The following is an 18,341-nucleotide window of genomic DNA, read 5'->3' as shown; positions in this document are numbered from 1 at the left end:
GATTAATTTTTTGAAACTCTGTTTGTTGAATTTAGAAAATGGATAACCAGAAATCAAATAGGTTGTATTATGAGGCTAATTTATCACAAAAGTGTAAAATTTTCATCTCCAAACATGCTTAAACCGCACTTATTTTAGATAAATATCCTTAACCACGTAAATTTGCACCAAATCAGTTAGTACAACACATGTCATATATAATTTTATTTCTTTATGCCTGCTGCATGCTTTTTATTTTTCTATTTAGCATGAGTCAACTACACCTTACTTTTCTATACATAAAAGAAAAAAGAAAGAAAAAGACTACGTTGAAGCAAATCTCTCAGGATAAATTACCCATAGTAACTATTCAATTACCTGTATTTAATGAGTTGTACGTGATTGAAAGATTAATTGATAGCGTTGTTGCTTTTAATTACCCTATTGACAAATTGGAGGTTCAAGTTTTGGATGACTCTACTGACCAAACTGTAGAAATTATAGCTAACAGAGTTACTTATTGGCAAAATAAAGGATATGACATACAACATGTGAGAAGAGCTAGCAGAGAAGGATTTAAAGCAGGCGCATTAAAATATGGAACAGCTATAGCTAAAGGAGAGTTTATTGCGATTTTTGACGCTGATTTTGTGCCTGAAAAAGATTTCTTGTTAAAAACACTTCCTTTCTTCGAAAACGAGAAGACTGGCGTGGTTCAAACCAGATGGGGACATTTAAATAAAGATTACTCTGTACTCACCAAATTACAAGCATTTGGTTTAGATGCTCATTTTACCATTGAACAAGTTGGTAGAAGCTCTGCTGGAAGTTTTATCAACTTTAATGGTACAGCCGGAATTTGGAGAAAAGCTTGTATAATAGATGCGGGAGGTTGGCAGCAAGATACACTTACAGAAGACTTAGATTTAAGCTATAGAGCGCAAATGAAAGGTTGGCATTTTGAGTTTTTAGAAGATGTAGAATCTCCTGCCGAATTACCAGTGCTCATGCCGGCTATTAAATCGCAACAGTTTAGATGGAATAAAGGTGCTGCTGAAACTGCCAGAAAGCATTTATTGACAGTTTTAAAAACGAAAATCACCTTTTCAAACAAAGTGCACGCATTTTTTCACTTGCTAAATAGTTCCATCTTCGTGTTTTTACTTTTTGCTGCTATTCTTAGTATTCCCATGTTATTTGTAAAGCAAAATTCACCAGAGTTAGAATTGCTAATTAACATTGGAAGTGTTCTGCTTTTTGGATTTTTCTCCATTACCCTGTTCTATTGGATTGCCACACAACAAATAGAAAAACAGCATACCTTTTCTTATTTTGTTAAAATCTATCCCCTCTTTTTATGCATTTCAATGGGATTAAGCCTGCATAATGCATTAGCAGTAATAGAAGGTTTATTGGGCTTTAAATCACCATTTATCAGAACACCAAAGTTCAACATCACCAAACTTAAAGACCAGTGGAAGGGAAATATTTACATCAAAAAAAGCTTTAATTGGCTAAATTTATTAGAAGGTTTCTTAGGACTATATTTTCTCACAGGAATAGCCTTAGGTATTTATTTGAAAGATTACGGGTTAATGATATTCCACATTATGCTAAGTATCGGCTTCATTTCTGTGTTCTATTATTCAATTAAAGCAACTGTAAGCATTAAATAGATAGCAGTATTTAAGTTTACATTCGTAGCATTTCTATACAGTTTGTCGAAAAAAACTGTAGGCTTGTCGCAGGCTCTTCCAAAAAAAGACAGCTTTTTGTAACTTGCCTATATTCAAATAGCAATATTTTTTCAAAGAAAAATTCAAGAAATGCAATGAAAAACTACAACTCATTCACTAAAACAGTTTTAGGTTTATTGCTTTTATCTATTTTCTCCATCCAACTGATAAATCCAGTTCAAGCTCAGAGGAAAAAGAAAAATGCGAGTAACGAATCGACACTTAGTTACGATGAAAAGCTTTACGGAAACATGGAGTACCGCTTGGTAGGACCATTTAGAGGTGGGCGTTCATGTGCTGTAACTGGTGTACCTGGCCAACCAAATTTATTTTACTTTGGCTCTACCGGAGGAGGTGTTTGGCGCACAAAAGATGCTGGCCAAACATGGGAAAATATTACTGATGGATACTTTGGTGGTACTATAGGTGCACTGGCTGTTAGCGAATACGACAATAATGTAATCTACGTAGGTGGTGGCGAAAAAACAGTAAGAGGTAATGTATCTTACGGATATGGTATGTGGAAAACAGTAGATGCTGGAAAAACATGGGAGCAGATCGGTCTCGAAAACTCTCGCCACATTGGCAGAGTGCGTGTTCACCCTAAAAACCCAGATTTGGTTTATGCTGCCGTAATGGGTGACTTATATAAATCGAGTGAAGAACGTGGAGTTTTTCGCAGTAAAGATGGTGGTAAAACTTGGGAGAAAGTACTTTATGCCAATGCAGATGCAGGTGCTGTAGATTTAATTTTTGACCCTAATAACCCAAGAATTTTATATGCTACAACTTGGAGAATTAGAAGAACACCTTACAGCTTAGAAAGCGGCGGAGAGGGCTCTGATATATGGAAAAGTACAGACGGTGGTGATACTTGGGAGAAAATCTCTGAAAACAAAGGCTTACCAAAAGGAACTAGAGGTATTATTGGTATAACTGTTTCTGCAGCAAACTCAGAAAGGGTTTGGGCATTAATAGAGCATGAAGATGGTGGTTTATTCCGCTCTGATGATGCGGGTAAAACTTGGGCTAAAGTAAATGATAGTCGCTCACTACGCCAAAGAGCATGGTATTATACCAGAATCTATGCGGATACACAAGACGAAAACCTTGTTTATGTATTAAATGTAAGTTACCATAAATCTACAGATGGTGGTAAAACTTTTGAATCTAGTAATGCACCTCATGGCGATCACCACGACTTGTGGATTGCTCCAGAAGACCCAAAAAGAATGATAATTGGTGATGATGGTGGCGCTCAAATTTCTTTTAATGGTGGCGAGAACTGGTCAACTTATTACAACCAGCCAACTGCTCAATTTTACAGACTAACTACTGATAATGCTTTCCCTTATAAAATTTATGCTGCTCAACAAGATAATTCAACTGTAAGAATTGCCCACAGAACTACAGGTAACTCAATTGATGATGAAGCATGGGAGTCTACTGCTGGTGGTGAAAGTGCGCACATTGCAGTTGACCCTGAAAACGACAATTTAGTTTACGGTGGTAGTTATGGAGGTTTCTTAACTCGACAAAATCATGCTACCGAAGAAGTAAAAGCGATAAATGTATGGCCAGATAATCCAATGGGCTATGGAGCAGAAGGCATGAAATATCGTTTCCAGTGGAATTTCCCAATCTTCTTCTCACCACACGATACCAAGAAGCTTTACACTACTTCTAACCATGTACATGTAAGCTATAATGGTGGCGAATCTTGGGAAACAATTAGCCCAGATTTAACAAGAAACGATTCTACCAAACTTGTTTCTTCTGGTGGGCCTATTACGCAAGATAATACTGGTGTTGAGTATTACTGTACCATTTTCGCAGCTACTGAATCTCCTTACGAAAAAGATTTAATCTGGACAGGTTCTGATGATGGATTGATCTATGTAACAAAAGATGCTGGCAAAAACTGGGAAAATGTAACACCTCCAAATATGCCCGAATGGATTATGATTAACAGTATTGATGCTGATCCATTTGTTAAAGGTGGTGCTTATGTAGCTGCAACCATGTACAAGTCTGGTGACTATCAACCATATCTGTACAAAACTAAAAATTATGGCAAAACCTGGACTAAGATCACCAATGGTATAGATCCAGATCACTTTACAAGAGTAGTAAGAGCTGATCCAAATAGAAAAGGCTTACTGTATGCGGGTACAGAATCTGGTATGTATATTTCTTTTGATGATGGTACAAGTTGGAAACCTTTCCAATTGAATTTACCAATTGTTCCAATCACGGACTTATTGCTTAAAAATGATAATCTAATTGTAGCTACTCAAGGTAGAAGTTTATGGATAATAGATGATGTTACTCCTTTACATCAATTATCTACTGAAGTTGCAGGTAGCGAAGCTTATCTATTCAAACCTATAGATAGTTACAAAATGGATGGTTTTCAGGCGAAAAACCTTAAAACTGCTGGAACAAACCACCCAGGAGGTGTAATGGCATATTTTTATCTTGACAGCGAACCAGATACAGCGACTACTATCGAACTATCTTTCTTAGAAGCAGATGGAACTGTAATTAAATCATACTCGAATACTGCAAAAGAAAAAGATAAAAAACTTCCTGAACTGAAAGAAGGTGTAAATAGAGTTGTTTGGAATATGAGATACCCTGATGCTAAAGATTTTGATGGAATGATTTTGTGGTGGTCTAGCATGAGTGGCCCGAAAGCTGTACCGGGTGCTTACAAAGTTAAATTAACTGTGAATAGCAAAGAACAAGTTCAAGATTATAAAATTCTTGCTGACCCAAGATCTTCTGCTACTTTAGCTGACTTACAAAAACAGTTTAACTTTCTCATTTCTGTAAGAGATAAAGTAACTGAGGCTCACCAGACAATTATAGACATTAGAAAAGCAAAAGAGCAGCTAAATACACTTAGCAAACGCATTGCTAGTGATTCAACTATGAAAGACATAACCGATGCAGTTAAAGAAGTGCAAAAGCAGATGTCTAAAATTGAAAATGAGTTGTATCAAACAAAAAACAGAAGTAGACAAGACCCATTAAACTACCCAATTAAGTTAACCAACAAATTGGCTCACTTAAACTCTTTAATGGGAATTGGTGATAATGCTCCTACTGAGCAAGCTGAACAATTTAAGCAAGAGGTTACTCAAAAAATTGATGGCCAAATAAATGATTGGAAGTCTATAAAAGAACAAGATATTCCAAAAATCAATGATCTTGTGAAAGAAAAACAAGTAGATGCGATTATTCTCGATACTGAGAAAATGTCAAACTAGATTATTATAAATCAATAGAAAAAGAGCTTACTGTAAAAAGTAAGCTCTTTTTCTATTGAATATGCTTTTTAAGTAATTCAGAAAAAGCAATTCTTCCCTGTTCATTCAAGTGAGTTCCATCATCATATAAATGCCAATTACTGCTGATCACTGCATAATCGCTAAAGTCATAATATAATACTTGATGTGTTGCAGCAAAGCTTGAAACTTCACTCAGTTTATCACTTAAAGTACTTTTACTTATTTGGTTATAGTATTGATAATAAGGTGGAGTATAAAGCACTAATTCTATGTTTTTACTCTTCAACAGATCAATAACTTCATTTAATTTTTCATAGAATAAAGCTTCATATTCTTTCCCTTCAATTAATCTTTTGTGCTCTTTTAAGTTATTTTTGCATATGTTTTCCAACATTTTTGAAGAGGTCACTTCGGCATATTTAAAATGCAAATAGCCATTCTTTGAAACAGATTCCATTCGTGGATCATTTGCCTGAATATCTTTGATACCTGTTAGCAATTTTGGTACAAATGCCCAATGATCGTATCTGAGTATTGGAGAAAGTTTTCCTAGCAAAAGAAAGTTAAACTTGTTCTGTAAGGGCTGCCAAGAATTAGTATTCACATGCAACCTTATTCGAGGATGAAACTGCGCATGGTAAAACACTTCTGCATTATTCTGATCCATTAAAAATGGAGAAATTGGAATAAATACTTTTTTTAAGTTCGGGTAATATTGAAGTAAAAAATCAAGCTTATACTTCGTCTCATAAATATCTTCGGCAGCATCCCAAAAGTGAATTCCATTTAAACCTAGGGTTTTGAAATGAATTGCTCCTGCATGTGAATTACCTATCGAAAGAGCATCTACTTCATTATCAACTGAAAGAAACAGATTCTTTTTCCTCACTTTGAGCAAAGGGTAAACAGGACTAAATGCTTCTGAAACCAAATAAAGAGCAACACCTATTACAATTATGGGTAAGACAAACTTTATGAAAGACAGAGCTCTAGGTTTCATGAAGAAAATCGCTCTATACATTCCCCATCTAAACATATATAATGCTGGTGTAAATTTGCTGTAAGACACGAGTGAACAGGTAATACAAATATTAAATCACCAACTTTAATTTCACTCATTAACTCCTTAGAAACCTGCACTATACCATGTTCTTGAGAAAGTGAAGTTATATATGCATTTTCTATTGGCTTACTCCAATCATTATCCTCCATTTTTACAACTCGACCAAAAACCTTTGTCCCATCTTCTTCTACAATAAAGTCCTTAGAGAAATGGACCCCTCCTCCATGGATTATCACTTGGTTTTTGTCATCATACTTTTCAACTACAGGGCATGCCATAGCTACTGCTACCTGATCGATATTACACGATCCTATATTTGTTTGAGTGAGATCATAAAAGACAAAATTACCTGGTCCAATTGCATCAATTCCTTCGAAATGATCTAGTAAACTGCAAGAAGGTGTATCTCCAATTTGTATGTCTAGTTTGGGATATCTGTCGCTATATCGCTTTCTTAACTTCCGAAAAACTCTTATTGATTTTGTATGAATTTCTTCGATTTCAGCTTTAGAAGATGCCTGATATGTATGCCCGTTATGCACATAAAAACCTCTGAATTTGAGATTAGAAGAATTTTCTGAGATTTGTAATAGTTCATCTATCAGCACAGTATTTTCTGGTGAGATACCTGTTCTGTTATAGCCTGTATCTATTTCTATAAAAAACTGAATTTGAGCAGACAACAACTCTTTTAACTTGCTCAAACTATCTTTATTAGAAATAAAAACAGTTAAAGAACAGCGTTTTGCAAGTTCGTTAATTTCATCTATCGCTCTTGTATTAACAGGAAAAGCAACGATTACTTTTTCCCATCCATGACCTACAAAATACTTAGCAAGATTAAGTGAAGAAACAGTTATTTCTTCTACTCCTAAATCTCTAAACCAATTTCCGATTTTAGCAGATTGGTGTGTCTTAAAATGAGGACGAAAAGCCAAGTTATATTTATTGGCTTTTCTAATCATCATTTGAATATTATTAAAAGCTTTTTGCTTATCTAATAGTAAGGTTGGATGCGTGATTTTGGAAAGTAATTGCTGAATCATCTCAAAAAATTTATTTCAGCAACAAATATATTCCGATTAGTTAATTCGCCCAAAAACCATTACTCTCCTATCCATTTTTTCTGTAATCTCTCAATTTCTCCATCATCAAGTTGATATAAAATCCACTGGTTTAAAAAGTTGAGCCATTTTTCATCTCCAGGAGGAACAGCAAATGCAATTACTTCTTGATTTAGAGGATGATATGGATCTACTGCAAATAATCCATCCGTTTTATCTGCAATTACTTTTGCTTCAATATTATCAGTAAGCATTATATCGACAACACCTCTTTGTAATGCTTCTGGAATATCAAGATTGTTCTCAAAAAAAACAATATCAGCTTGATAGATAAACTGTTTGGCAAATATCTCATTTGTACCACCAGTATTTACCCCTATTTTTACACTGGGCTTATCAGCCAATTTCAAACTTGTGAACAACTCTTTATCTTTTTCTCTTATTAAAATAGCTTTACCAGCTTCAAAATATCCAGTTGTCATCCAAGTTAGCAATGTTTGTTTTACCGTTCTGGCTATGCCTGACATTGCTACATCAAAATTTCTGTGTAAAACATCACTCATTAATTGCTCTCTGGTAGTTGTCACAAACCGCAACTCGACGTCCATATCTTCTGCCAGTTTTTTAGCTAGCTCAATATCGATACCTTGATAAGATTGACTGTCGGGCTCAAAATAAGCAAAGGGTACATAGTCGGCAGTAATTCCTACTTCTATATAACCCCTATCTAAGATTTGATTTAAGATTGATTTTACTTTATTAGGCGGCTCTTCAGGAGGGCGAAGACCACAAAGTAGTACTGATAGTACTAAAAACACTATGCTAGTTGATAATGGCTTTTGCATAAAAAATGAATCTGTTTGCTAATTAGTTATATGTTTAATGCCAGCTTAACATATAAATTTTGGCAAACAGATTCATTCTCAGTATATAGTCAGGTAAGAAATTCTCTTAATAATAAGAAACTGCTTCTCTTAACTGATTATCATCTCGGTTTTTATAATTTTCTAATAAATACTTCTTACCAGTATTTGGATCTGTAACTAGTAAGTCATCACCTTTCCATTCATTTTTAGAATTAGAAACATGTAAACCATTTACATAAAACCAGTAAGATCCATCTTTTTGCTTCCAAAAAACATTCGTTCTAGAGAAAACTTCTTCGGCTGGTTTTATATCATTATCACAGTTGAATTTGTAATCTCTAAATAAAAAATGCCTGTTTGAGGTATTATCATAAACTAATAGAGAATTATCTACCCAAGCGCTATTTGTCCCTTTTATCCTTAGACCTTCTATGTAAAACCAATACGAACCATCTAAACACCTGTAAAATGCCGCACTCGGTGAATAAAGAGGTTCTGCGGCCCTTTCCACTCCATCTATATTATTTCGGTAACCTCTCATCATGTAATTTGTCTTAGTCCCCGGGTCGTAAACAATTACATCATCTTCAACATATGTACTTTTGGTTCCAGGTGCATGCTTATCATTAATATAAAGCCAATAATCACCATCTTCAGTTTTCCATGTAGCTTTAAATGATGAATTGTTGTAAGCATTATTGTTATTATAGCTTACAACATTATTATTATTTGTATTAGAGTTATTGTAGCTATTGTTTGTATTTGAAGTTACATTATTATTTTGCTGTATATTATTTCCAGCAAAATAAAAATCACCGGTTAGTGAAGTAGATTCCCAAGGAATTTGTTTTCCGCTTGAACCTTCAACCACTCTCGCCCTAACTCTTTGGAACATCTGAAGAATTGTAACATCAGGAGAATGTAATTCTTGAAGTAAGGCTTCTGTATACAAACCATTAGAACCAGAGCCATCTGATGCAGTACTCCCTGGCGAGGTTGCATAAGCAATTAAAGACCCAGAAGGTGCATTCATAAATGCCAAACCATTTCCAGCAGTTGATCTTGACCATGAACGCTCAAATGGATTATTTCTACAAGCGTCTAGAATAACAATATTTACATCACTCTGTGCCTCTTCCATAAAACCTAAAACCCTATCTGCTCGAACACAATCATATTCCACTGCTCTTTCTGTAGTTAAGTTAGCTTCAACAGGTACCAGATAGTTATTCCCTCTCGATTGTATACCGTGGCCTGCATAATAAAACAAACCTACATCGTAGTCTTTTAATTTAAGCCCAAACTCATCCACCTTCCTTTTCATATCAGGAAGTGTAGCATTCTCAACAGTAATAACATCAAACCCAATTGCTTTCAGAGATGATGCAATTGAGCGTGCATCATTAACAGGATTTGCTAAAGAGGTAGCATTTTGATATGATGCATTACCAATCACCAAAGCCAATCTTTTTTGATCACTACTTATTTTAAATCCTCTCTGTGAAAAAACAAACTGGCTACTGATAAAACATAAAATAACTGTTTTAATTAAGATCAGTTTTCTCATAGTATGTTTACTCATTAAGTGTACTTATTTTCTCGAAAAAAATATTCTCTATTATTAGAAAAGTAAAAACGTTAGTGTATGGTATGAATGAGATTGTATTTTTGCATATAAACCTCATGCTATATATGGTTGAGTACTAATTTAACACGTAATTAGATGCTGAAAGAGTTTCAGTTATTTATAGATATTAATAATTCAAATTAACAAAATCTTCAAAGTATTTACATGCATATTGACCAACAAATTGTAAAGAATACAAGACTTATTAAAGAAAGTGCTAAAAAACTGGGATTTGATTTCGTTGGTATTTCCAAAGCTGCTTTTTTGGAAGAGGAAGCACCAAAACTTGAAAGCTGGCTAAATAATAATATGCATGGTAAAATGGCTTATTTAGCTAACCATTTCGATAAAAGATTAGATCCTTCTAAGTTAGTGCCCGGAGCAAAATCTGTGATAAGTCTTATGTGCAATTATTATCCTTCTAAAAACCTCAACAATAAAACTGGATATAAAATTGCAAAATATGCCTATGGAGAAGATTATCATTTTGTAATAAAAAAGAAACTCAAATCTTTGTTAAAAATCATTCATGACGAAATTGGAGAAGTAGAAGGCAGAGTGTTTGTAGACTCGGCTCCGGTAATGGAAAGGCAGTGGGCAGCTAAAAGTGGTTTAGGCTGGATCGGAAAAAATAGTTTACTGCTTAATAAAGGCTCTGGAAGTTTCTTTTTTTTAGCAGAAGTAATAATTGATTTAGAATTACAAGAAGACGGACCTGTAAAAGATTATTGTGGTACATGCACAAGATGTATAGATGCCTGCCCTACCGATGCCATACCAGCACCTTTTGTAGTAGATGGCAGCAAATGTATTTCTTATTTTACAATTGAATTAAAAGACGAGCTACCTTCTCAATACTCAAATAAATTTAAAGATTGGATATTTGGTTGCGACATATGTCAAGATGTTTGCCCTTGGAATAGGTTTTCTAAGCCTCACCAAACGCTTGAGTTTAACCCACATTCAGACTTAGAAAAAATGGACAAAGAAAGCTGGCATGATCTCACCGAGGATGTTTTTAGAGCGTTGTTTAAAAAATCTGCTGTTAAAAGAACAAAGTTTGAAGGTCTAAAGCGAAATATTAAATTCGTAAATGCTACCAATTAAAAAAGCAAAAGCCGGAACTAATCCGGCTTTAATATTCATTCTCTAAATTACTAAACTAAAGATTTAAATACTCAAATTGAGTTGCTTGTTGAATTTACCGAAACACCTGTCGATAACATCGCTGTATTTCGCATTAAACTTTGAAGTGCACCATTGTTTTAATTCTTTTACCTCGTTAATCATTAGATTCTTTAGAGCTTTTATAAGTTCTTTCTCAAAAAGAACCTTATCAAAGCTTACTTTTGCTAAGATCACTTTAAAGTATTCAAGCATTAGCCATTGATATTTTAAGTTGAACATTCTTTTAAACTTAGGTAGGTAGTGTTAATATAATTATATTTTAGCTAATTTGTACGCAAATTGCGGGTATTTTATTGGGATTTCCCCATACATTAAAATTTTTTCCATGAATATTACAATTAAAAGTCTATTTTTTTTGGTTTTAATGTCAATTTTTACTAGTAGAACTACACAAGCTCAAGAGGTTCAAATTGAAATTGGAAAGACTGAAATTAACGAAAATGAGACTTTCCAAATAATCATTAAACTTCAAAATGCCAGGTTAAGTAAACACTCTCCTTTTCCTGAAATTCCCGGGCTAGTACAACAAGGTACTTCTTCAACAAAAACTACTAGTTATGTAAATGGTCAGTTAACTTCATTCGAAAGTGTAACTCAAAACTATAAGCCTACCAGAAAGGGTACTTTTGTTTTAGCACCATTTAGTATGGAAATAAATGACATTGCTGCAAGGTCTCCAGGAGCAACTATTAAAGTGACTGCATCAGCAGGAAATGCGTCGCAAAAATCAGATCCATTTTCTAATTTTTGGGGAAATGATAGCAACAATGCAGAATTTGTAGATGTACAAGAAGATGCATTTTTTGCAGTTACAACCAACAAAAAAAATGTATATGTTGGCGAAGGTTTTACTCTAAGCATTTCATTCTATATCTCTCTTAAGAACAGAGCTAGAATGGAATTCGATAAAATAAGCGACCAATTAGGAGATATATTAAAAAAAGTAAAGCCTCAAAACTGTTGGGAAGAAAATTATGGTATTGATAAAATTAATCCTGAGTATGTTACTATTAATAATAAGCAATATACCCAGTACCGCATGTATCAGGCAACGTTTTTCCCTTTAAATGCAGAAGATATTAAAATTCCATCTGCAGGGTTAAGAATGATTAAATATAAGGTAGCAAAAAATCCTTCATTCTTTGGCAGAAACATGCAAGAGGATTATAAAACTTTCTATTCTAAAGCGGTAAATGTAAAAGTAAAAGAACTGCCACCTCACCCATTAAGTGCTCAGGTAAATGTAGGAGATTTTAAATTGATTGAAAAGCTTGACAAATCCATGATGGAAACCGGAAAAAGCTATAATTATCAATATGCGATTTCTGGTGAAGGTAACATAGCTTCTATCAACGAAATTGAAATTCCTAAACAAAGTAATTTTGATTTTTTCCCGCCTAGTACAAATACCAATATTAATAGAGGTCGAAATACAATTTCTGGTTCTAAAACCTTTTCTTATCAATTACAACCAAGAGAACCTGGTGAATTTGATTTGGGAGATTATTTCAATTGGGTTTATTTTAACACAGAAACAGGAAGTTACGATACCCTTCGATCTCAATACACAGTTCAAATAACCGGAGAAAGTAAAAAGAATGCAGAAATTGCATCTAATAATCCTGGAGGGTTTTACGACAAAATCTCAGATGAGAGCAACAAGCTAAGCAGTTTAGGAAGTAGAACATGGCTAAATATTACTTTTAATATAAGCCTACTCTTAGTATTGCTTGTATCTGCCTTTATGGTTTGGAAAAAACCTAGCTAATTAAAAAATGATAAATGCCTCAATACTATTTGGGGCATTTATCGCATATGCCTAAAACTAGTAGATTAGACTCTACCTTTTTATAACCTTTAGGCAAATTTATATTTTGTATTGGTATCTCTTCAAAACAAACTGTTGCCCCACAAGTACTACATTTAAAATGTACATGCTCATGTTGATGGTCCTCATCGTGGCAAGTTTCTCCACATAAAGCATATTTTACTACATTACCTTCATCAAGTACTTTATGCAGAATGCCTTTCTCTACAAAGCTTTTTAAAGACCTATAAATAGTAACACGATCACAGTTTTGTTTAAGTGTACATTCTATATTTTGCTCACTCAAGGCCTGCTCAGCATTAAGAAAAAGATTGAGAATTGTTGTTCTAATATCTGTTTTTCTAAGCTTATGTTTTTGAAGAAGTTGTTCAGCAGTCATATCCTTTTATTTACTCACAAAAATAAATGTAAATATATAATGAAACTTAAACTATGTCTGTTCTATTCAAAACATGAAGGTTTATTGGCCTCATTAAAATAAAAACATTAACTTTTATTAAATAATTAACTTTTAATTTAAAAAGCTTCTGATTTAAGTTCGAAGTTATAATTAAAAGTGAAATATAATTTTTTAAAAGAATTAAAAAAATTAATCAAAACAGCAGTGTTTTTGCGTTTGATTTAAACATTATTCTGAACATACAAGTAAGTTTTTAGATTCAGATTTTTTTGACTTTTCTATGAACAAAGAAAAAAAATACAACCTACTCTATCTGGACGACGAAGAAAGCAACCTTAGAATTTTTAAAGCTGCTTTTAAACAATACTATAAAATATTTACAGCAAAATCTGGTATAGAAGGCCTTGAGGTTCTCAAAAATGAAGAAATTCATTTAATAATAACCGACCAGAGAATGCCTAAAATGACTGGAGTTGAATTTCTGGAAAGAATTATTCCTGATTATCCAGACCCAGTAAGAATTATAATTACTGGTTTTGCAGATATTGAAGATATTGTAAGAGCTTTAAATAAGTGTGGGATACATAGGTATATTGTAAAACCATGGAACAGAGAAGAGTTAAAACTTACAATTGATAAGGCACTAGAAACTTATCAACTCAAAAAAGACAATGCTAATCTGGTTCAAGAACTGCAAGAAATTAATAATAATCTGGAAGAAAAAATCTCTGAGAGAACTGCAGAGTTAATGGAAACCAACAGGTTATTACATGATGCCAAAGAAAAAGCTGAAGAAGCCTCTTATGCCAAAGAGCGCTTTCTTTCTACCATGAGTCATGAGATTCGTACACCATTGAATGCAATTATTGGTGTATCTCATTTATTAAAGCAGTCTCCTTTAAATCCAGAACAACAAGATAATGTTCAAATTCTTGAGTTCTCAGCTAACAACCTTTTATCGCTCATCAACGACATTTTGGATATGTCTAAAATTGAAGCAGGTAAAATTGAGCTGGAATTCATCAATTTCGACTTGTTTAATCTATTGAGTGGTGTTTACAAAACCATGCAAACCAAAGCCCAAGATAAAGGTTTGCAATTTGAACTCGAATTAGATGAAAACCTACCAGTAAATATTATTGGTGATCAGGTAAGACTTGGACAAATACTTATCAACCTGGTTAGTAATGCTGTGAAATTTACAGAAAATGGCTCTGTTACCATTTTTGTAAAAGTGTTAAATGAAACAGATAGCCATGTTATGCTCAAGTTTGAAATTAAAGACACAGGTATTGGTATTTCTCCTGAAATGACAGATAAAATATTTGAAGATTTCTCTCAAGCAAGTAGCGATACCACAAGAAAATATGGCGGTACTGGCCTTGGGCTGGCTATCACTAAAAAGCTGGTTACTTTACACGATAGCGATATTATTGTTGTAAGTAAACCTGGAGAAGGTTCTTCTTTCAACTTCGAAATAAACTTTGAGAAAGGCACACTTTTTACAGAAGAAGGTACAGCAAAAGAAGACAAACCTACTATACTAGGTGATAAGAATTTGCAAGAAATGCTTATTCTAGTTGTAGAAGATAACAAGTTTAATCAAGTTATTGCTCGCAAATTCCTCACTGGTTGGAATGCAGAAGTAGAATTTGCAAATAATGGAGTAGAAGCACTGGAAAAACTTAAAAACAACAGAGCTTATAAGTTAATATTAATGGACATCCAAATGCCAGAAATGGATGGTTACGAAGCAACAAGACAAATTAGAAGCTGGCCTCAACCCTATTATAAAGAAATTCCTATAATAGCCCTTTCTGCATCTACTTTATCTGGAGAAAAAGACAAAGCGATTCAAACTGGAATGAATGACTATGTAATGAAGCCATTTAACCCAGATAACCTTTACAATAAGATTGTAACACTAAGCAATTCTTCGATTGAGTTAGTAAAAATTCCAACAGAAACTGTTTCTGATATACCTGAAGGTAAAAGCATATTGGAATTTACCCGATTTAAAAGAATGGTTGAGAACGACGAATCTTTCTATGCAGAACTCCTCGAACTTACTGTAGAAGATTACGAAGAGTTTAAAAATGATTTTAAAGATGCAGCCAAAAGCGAAGATCATAAAATCTTAAGTGAAATTTGCCATAAAATAAGACCAAGCATGATAGTACTTGGCTTAGATTGGCTTGACAACGAGATTTTAGACTATAGAGAAAGATTAAAAAATTCTGAAATAAGCGAAAGCGAAAAACATAATAAAATCAATTACTTTGATTCAGAGTTGAGTAAAGTAATTGTTGGTTTACAAGAAGAATTAAATACAAATTAATCTTATAATTCTTGGTGTTTGTTATTTAATTTGATTCGATATTTTCTGTAGTATTATCTATAGGAATCACCCAGAAATTATTAAAACCTTCACCAAGAATTAAACTTATTTGATTATAGGCGAGTAATTCCAAAATTGCCAAGAAATTAAATATTACTGCTATTCTCTCTGGAATTTCTTCTATTAGAGAGCTAAAAGATACTTTTTCACTCTTCGTTAGCTTCTCTAAAATCACCTCTTTTTGCGTCTCAATCTTATAAGGGTAAGGTACCACCTGATGTTTAATTTCTACTGGTTTGTTTTCAAACTTAAACATCACCTTTTGAAATACCTTTAATACTTTGTACAAGTCTATATCTTGAAGCTCGGTTTCAATATCATTTATTGAACTGAGCTTTTTAATTTCTTTAAGTACATTACCACGTTTTTCTCTGGTAACCATACCATCTTCCATTTGCTCCAGATCACCTACAACCGATTTATATTTTTTATACTCTAATAAATGTTGCACTAGATCTTCACGTGGATCTATTTCATTACCTTCTTCGTCTTTTTCTACACGAGGCAAAAGCATTTTAGCTTTAATTCTCATTAGTGTTGAAGCAACCAAAATAAACTCACTGGCAACTTCCATATTTAACTTTTCTAAATGCCTGATATATGCGACAAAATCGTTTGTGATTTTTGCTATTGGAATATCATGAATATCCAATTCATCTCTTCTAATAAAAAATAGAAGTAGATCAAAAGGGCCTTCAAACAGAGGGATTTTAACTTCAAAAGAATCTGACATACCAGAAAAATTGTAAATAAATTTTAACAGATGTACGAAAACTGCATCAATATGCCTGAAAATTCCGTACCTTATATGTAAGGTTTAAGTGAATACTTAAAATTATTTAAAACTTATGTAAAGATAATCAGTTTGATTAACATCATGGTACATAAAGATTTTTATCATAATCGAAAATCCTGTTTTTAGGTACTTTTAGAACAAGTTTGAATAATATTTTTTTGTAAAAAATACCAGAATCCTTTCTAAACTATCAAAAAAGCTGAATTTAATTATTCAAATCTTTGTTTATGGAAATAACATTGTAGTAAGTATAAAAAAAGCACATAGATTTTTATTTGAATAATTAAGTTTTGATATAAGAATAATCCAATAAATAATATATAAATAGTATTTTTAAAAGTGTTAACAGTTCATTTACGCTCATTAACTTTTAAAACACTGAAAAAAATTACATTATTATCTACCTTTATATTATTAAAATAATAATTAACAGACGAACAAGTTCCATACTGAAAACTCGAAAATATTAAAGCTATGAAATTCATTGCAATATTATTTTTCTCCGTAATATCTCTCAATGTTTTCGCACAAAGCGAGCTTGAGATTAAAGTAAGTGATTTACCTGTAAACAAAGGAAATATCGCTCCCGCTAACATTAGCGTGTCAGAAGACGACATTCTAGATCTAGGAATTACTTTTATAGATCAGGATTTAGTTACAGAAGTTCATTTTTCTGTTACCGATGCAGTTTTAAATTTTAGTCATACCAATAACTATCTGATAGAGTATAATAGAAATGACCAACTTATTGAGTTTGGTTGTTTAATTCCTTCAGAAGAAAAAGGTGTTTTTAGAATGAATGAGAAATTATTTATACCTATAGAAAGAGAGCTGGATGCTATTTCAGGACCTATTTCTCAAGGTGAATAAATAAATTTTGAAAAAGATATAAAAATGAAAGCTCTTCTGAAAAGAAGAGCTTTTTTTATTTTACAGTCAAAATACTGAAACTATTTTTTAATAATGAATACCTCTTATACTGTTAATTCTATCCATTGCCACTTCCATAGCAACAACTTGGGAATTCTTTTTCTGGCTATGAGCTGCTTCCAGAATTGAAAGTGATTTATCATAAATCATTTCTGTATAAGCAGTAGTCCAATTTACATCTTTGCCAATATATTCGGCATATACATTTATAACTCCTCCAGAGTTTACCACAAAGTCAGGTGCGTAAATCACACCTTTTTCTACACACTTATCTCCATGTTTTACTTCGTCTTCAAGCTGATTATTAGCACAACCTGCAATAATATCACATTTTAACCTGTCGAGAGAATTGTCATTAATTGTAGCTCCCAACGCACAAGGAGAATAGATATCTACATCTATATCATAAATTTCATCTAACCTTACTCCTTCAATATTAAATTGCTTTGTTACTTCTTTCAATCTATCTTCATAGAAATCAGAAGCATAAATAATACATTTTTCCTTCTTCAAATAGTCGATTAAGATTTTACCAACAGCACCTACACCTTGTACTGCTACTTTTTTTCCAGCGAGACTATCACTTCCATAAGCTACTTTGGCAGCCGCTTTCATACCCATATATGTGCCATAAGCTGTAAATGGAGAAGGATCTCCTAAACCACCCAAGTAATCTGGTAAACCAGAAACATATTTGGTTTGCATATGGATGTATTCCATATCGCGAGAGGTCATTCCAACATCTTCTGCTGTAATATATTTGCCATTGAGGTTTTCAATAAAATTCCCAAAAGCTCTCAATAATGCTTCAGATTTATGTTTTCTGGCATCGCCAATAATTACAGCTTTACCTCCACCAGCATTTAAACCAGCAACTGCATTTTTAAATGTCATCCCTCTAGAAAGTCTTAATACATCTTTTAATGCTTGACTTTCATCCTCATAAACCCACATTCTGGTACCACCAATGGCAGGCCCCAATATAGTATTATGTACTCCAATAATAGCTTTTAAACCTGTAGACTCATCATGACAAAAAACTACTTGCTCATGTCCTAACTCTGCTATCTGTTCAAATACGCTATTTCCTTTTTTTTCTTCTGTTATCATCAAAATAGGTTTTTATCTGAATTAGAAGAGCTTCAAAAAGCTTTCTAAAAAAATGGAACTTAT

General features: G+C 33.2%; 14 protein-coding genes. 6 read left to right on the top strand and 8 right to left on the bottom strand.

The window, feature by feature from the left end; all coding sequences use genetic code 11:
• The first annotated feature begins 248 nt into the window (after positions 1-248).
• Together OQ292_RS16290 and OQ292_RS16285 are read left to right on the top strand one after the other, a co-directional pair.
• A complete protein-coding gene (locus OQ292_RS16290; RefSeq protein ID WP_284683203.1) occupies positions 249-1,655 on the top strand; it encodes a cellulose synthase family protein in 1,407 nt (468 codons plus the stop codon).
• 155 nt (positions 1,656-1,810) lie between these two features.
• Positions 1,811-4,987 (top strand): VPS10 domain-containing protein, encoded by a 3,177-nt coding sequence (locus tag OQ292_RS16285; RefSeq protein ID WP_284683202.1) that lies wholly within the window; start codon positions 1,811-1,813, stop codon positions 4,985-4,987.
• Positions 4,988-5,039: 52 nt separating this feature from the next.
• On the opposite strand, the gene OQ292_RS16280 is transcribed toward OQ292_RS16285, so the two are convergent.
• From OQ292_RS16280 to OQ292_RS16265, 4 genes are all read right to left on the bottom strand, one after another.
• Entirely contained in the window at positions 5,040-6,008 is a 969-nt protein-coding gene (locus tag OQ292_RS16280; protein ID WP_284683201.1) for an SGNH/GDSL hydrolase family protein, read from the bottom strand.
• Positions 6,005-7,117, bottom strand: a complete 1,113-nt coding sequence (locus OQ292_RS16275) for an alanine racemase (protein WP_284683200.1) — start codon at positions 7,115-7,117, stop codon at positions 6,005-6,007. The genes OQ292_RS16280 and OQ292_RS16275 overlap by 4 nt, the downstream gene beginning before the upstream one ends.
• Before the next feature lie 59 nt (positions 7,118-7,176).
• The gene (locus OQ292_RS16270) at positions 7,177-7,980 is read right to left on the bottom strand and encodes a transporter substrate-binding domain-containing protein (protein ID WP_284683199.1); all 804 of its coding nucleotides are present in this window, start codon (positions 7,978-7,980) and stop codon (positions 7,177-7,179) included.
• A gap of 106 nt (positions 7,981-8,086) precedes the next feature.
• Positions 8,087-9,568 carry a caspase family protein gene (locus OQ292_RS16265; RefSeq protein ID WP_284683198.1) on the bottom strand — a complete coding sequence of 494 codons (1,482 nt, stop codon included), beginning with the start codon at positions 9,566-9,568 and terminating at the stop codon, positions 8,087-8,089.
• 225 nt (positions 9,569-9,793) lie between these two features.
• On the opposite strand from OQ292_RS16265, the gene queG reads away from it, so the two are divergent.
• Complete coding sequence (queG, locus tag OQ292_RS16260) at positions 9,794-10,735, top strand: tRNA epoxyqueuosine(34) reductase QueG (protein ID WP_284683197.1); 942 nt, start codon at positions 9,794-9,796, stop codon at positions 10,733-10,735.
• A gap of 63 nt (positions 10,736-10,798) precedes the next feature.
• Here queG and OQ292_RS16255 read toward each other — a convergent pair whose 3' ends face one another.
• On the bottom strand, positions 10,799-11,035 hold the full coding sequence (locus tag OQ292_RS16255; RefSeq protein WP_284683196.1) for a hypothetical protein: 237 nt from the start codon (positions 11,033-11,035) through the stop codon (positions 10,799-10,801).
• Positions 11,036-11,141: 106 nt separating this feature from the next.
• On the opposite strand from OQ292_RS16255, the gene OQ292_RS16250 reads away from it, so the two are divergent.
• Positions 11,142-12,584, top strand: coding sequence for a BatD family protein (locus OQ292_RS16250; protein WP_284683195.1), 1,443 nt, complete (start codon positions 11,142-11,144; stop codon positions 12,582-12,584).
• A 25-nt stretch (positions 12,585-12,609) separates the two neighbouring features.
• On the opposite strand, the gene OQ292_RS16245 is transcribed toward OQ292_RS16250, so the two are convergent.
• On the bottom strand, positions 12,610-13,023 hold the full coding sequence (locus OQ292_RS16245; RefSeq protein ID WP_284683194.1) for a Fur family transcriptional regulator: 414 nt from the start codon (positions 13,021-13,023) through the stop codon (positions 12,610-12,612).
• 301 nt (positions 13,024-13,324) lie between these two features.
• Between OQ292_RS16245 and OQ292_RS16240 the strand changes: the two genes are divergently transcribed.
• On the top strand, positions 13,325-15,382 hold the full coding sequence (locus OQ292_RS16240) for a response regulator (RefSeq protein ID WP_284683193.1): 2,058 nt from the start codon (positions 13,325-13,327) through the stop codon (positions 15,380-15,382).
• A 25-nt stretch (positions 15,383-15,407) separates the two neighbouring features.
• Here the strand turns inward: OQ292_RS16240 and OQ292_RS16235 are convergent, their stop codons facing one another.
• Positions 15,408-16,175 (bottom strand): segregation and condensation protein A, encoded by a 768-nt coding sequence (locus OQ292_RS16235; RefSeq protein ID WP_284683192.1) that lies wholly within the window; start codon positions 16,173-16,175, stop codon positions 15,408-15,410.
• 537 nt (positions 16,176-16,712) lie between these two features.
• Between OQ292_RS16235 and OQ292_RS16230 the strand changes: the two genes are divergently transcribed.
• The gene (locus OQ292_RS16230) at positions 16,713-17,108 is read left to right on the top strand and encodes a hypothetical protein (protein ID WP_284683191.1); all 396 of its coding nucleotides are present in this window, start codon (positions 16,713-16,715) and stop codon (positions 17,106-17,108) included.
• An 87-nt stretch (positions 17,109-17,195) separates the two neighbouring features.
• Here the strand turns inward: OQ292_RS16230 and OQ292_RS16225 are convergent, their stop codons facing one another.
• Positions 17,196-18,278: a Glu/Leu/Phe/Val dehydrogenase dimerization domain-containing protein gene (locus OQ292_RS16225; RefSeq protein ID WP_284683190.1), complete on the bottom strand. Its 1,083-nt coding sequence runs from the start codon at positions 18,276-18,278 to the stop codon at positions 17,196-17,198.
• Positions 18,279-18,341: the final 63 nt, after the last annotated feature.

The organism is Chondrinema litorale (genome assembly GCF_026250525.1).
Lineage (GTDB): Bacteria > Bacteroidota > Bacteroidia > Cytophagales > Flammeovirgaceae > Chondrinema > Chondrinema litorale.
This window is presented reverse-complemented; position numbering and strand designations above follow the sequence as displayed.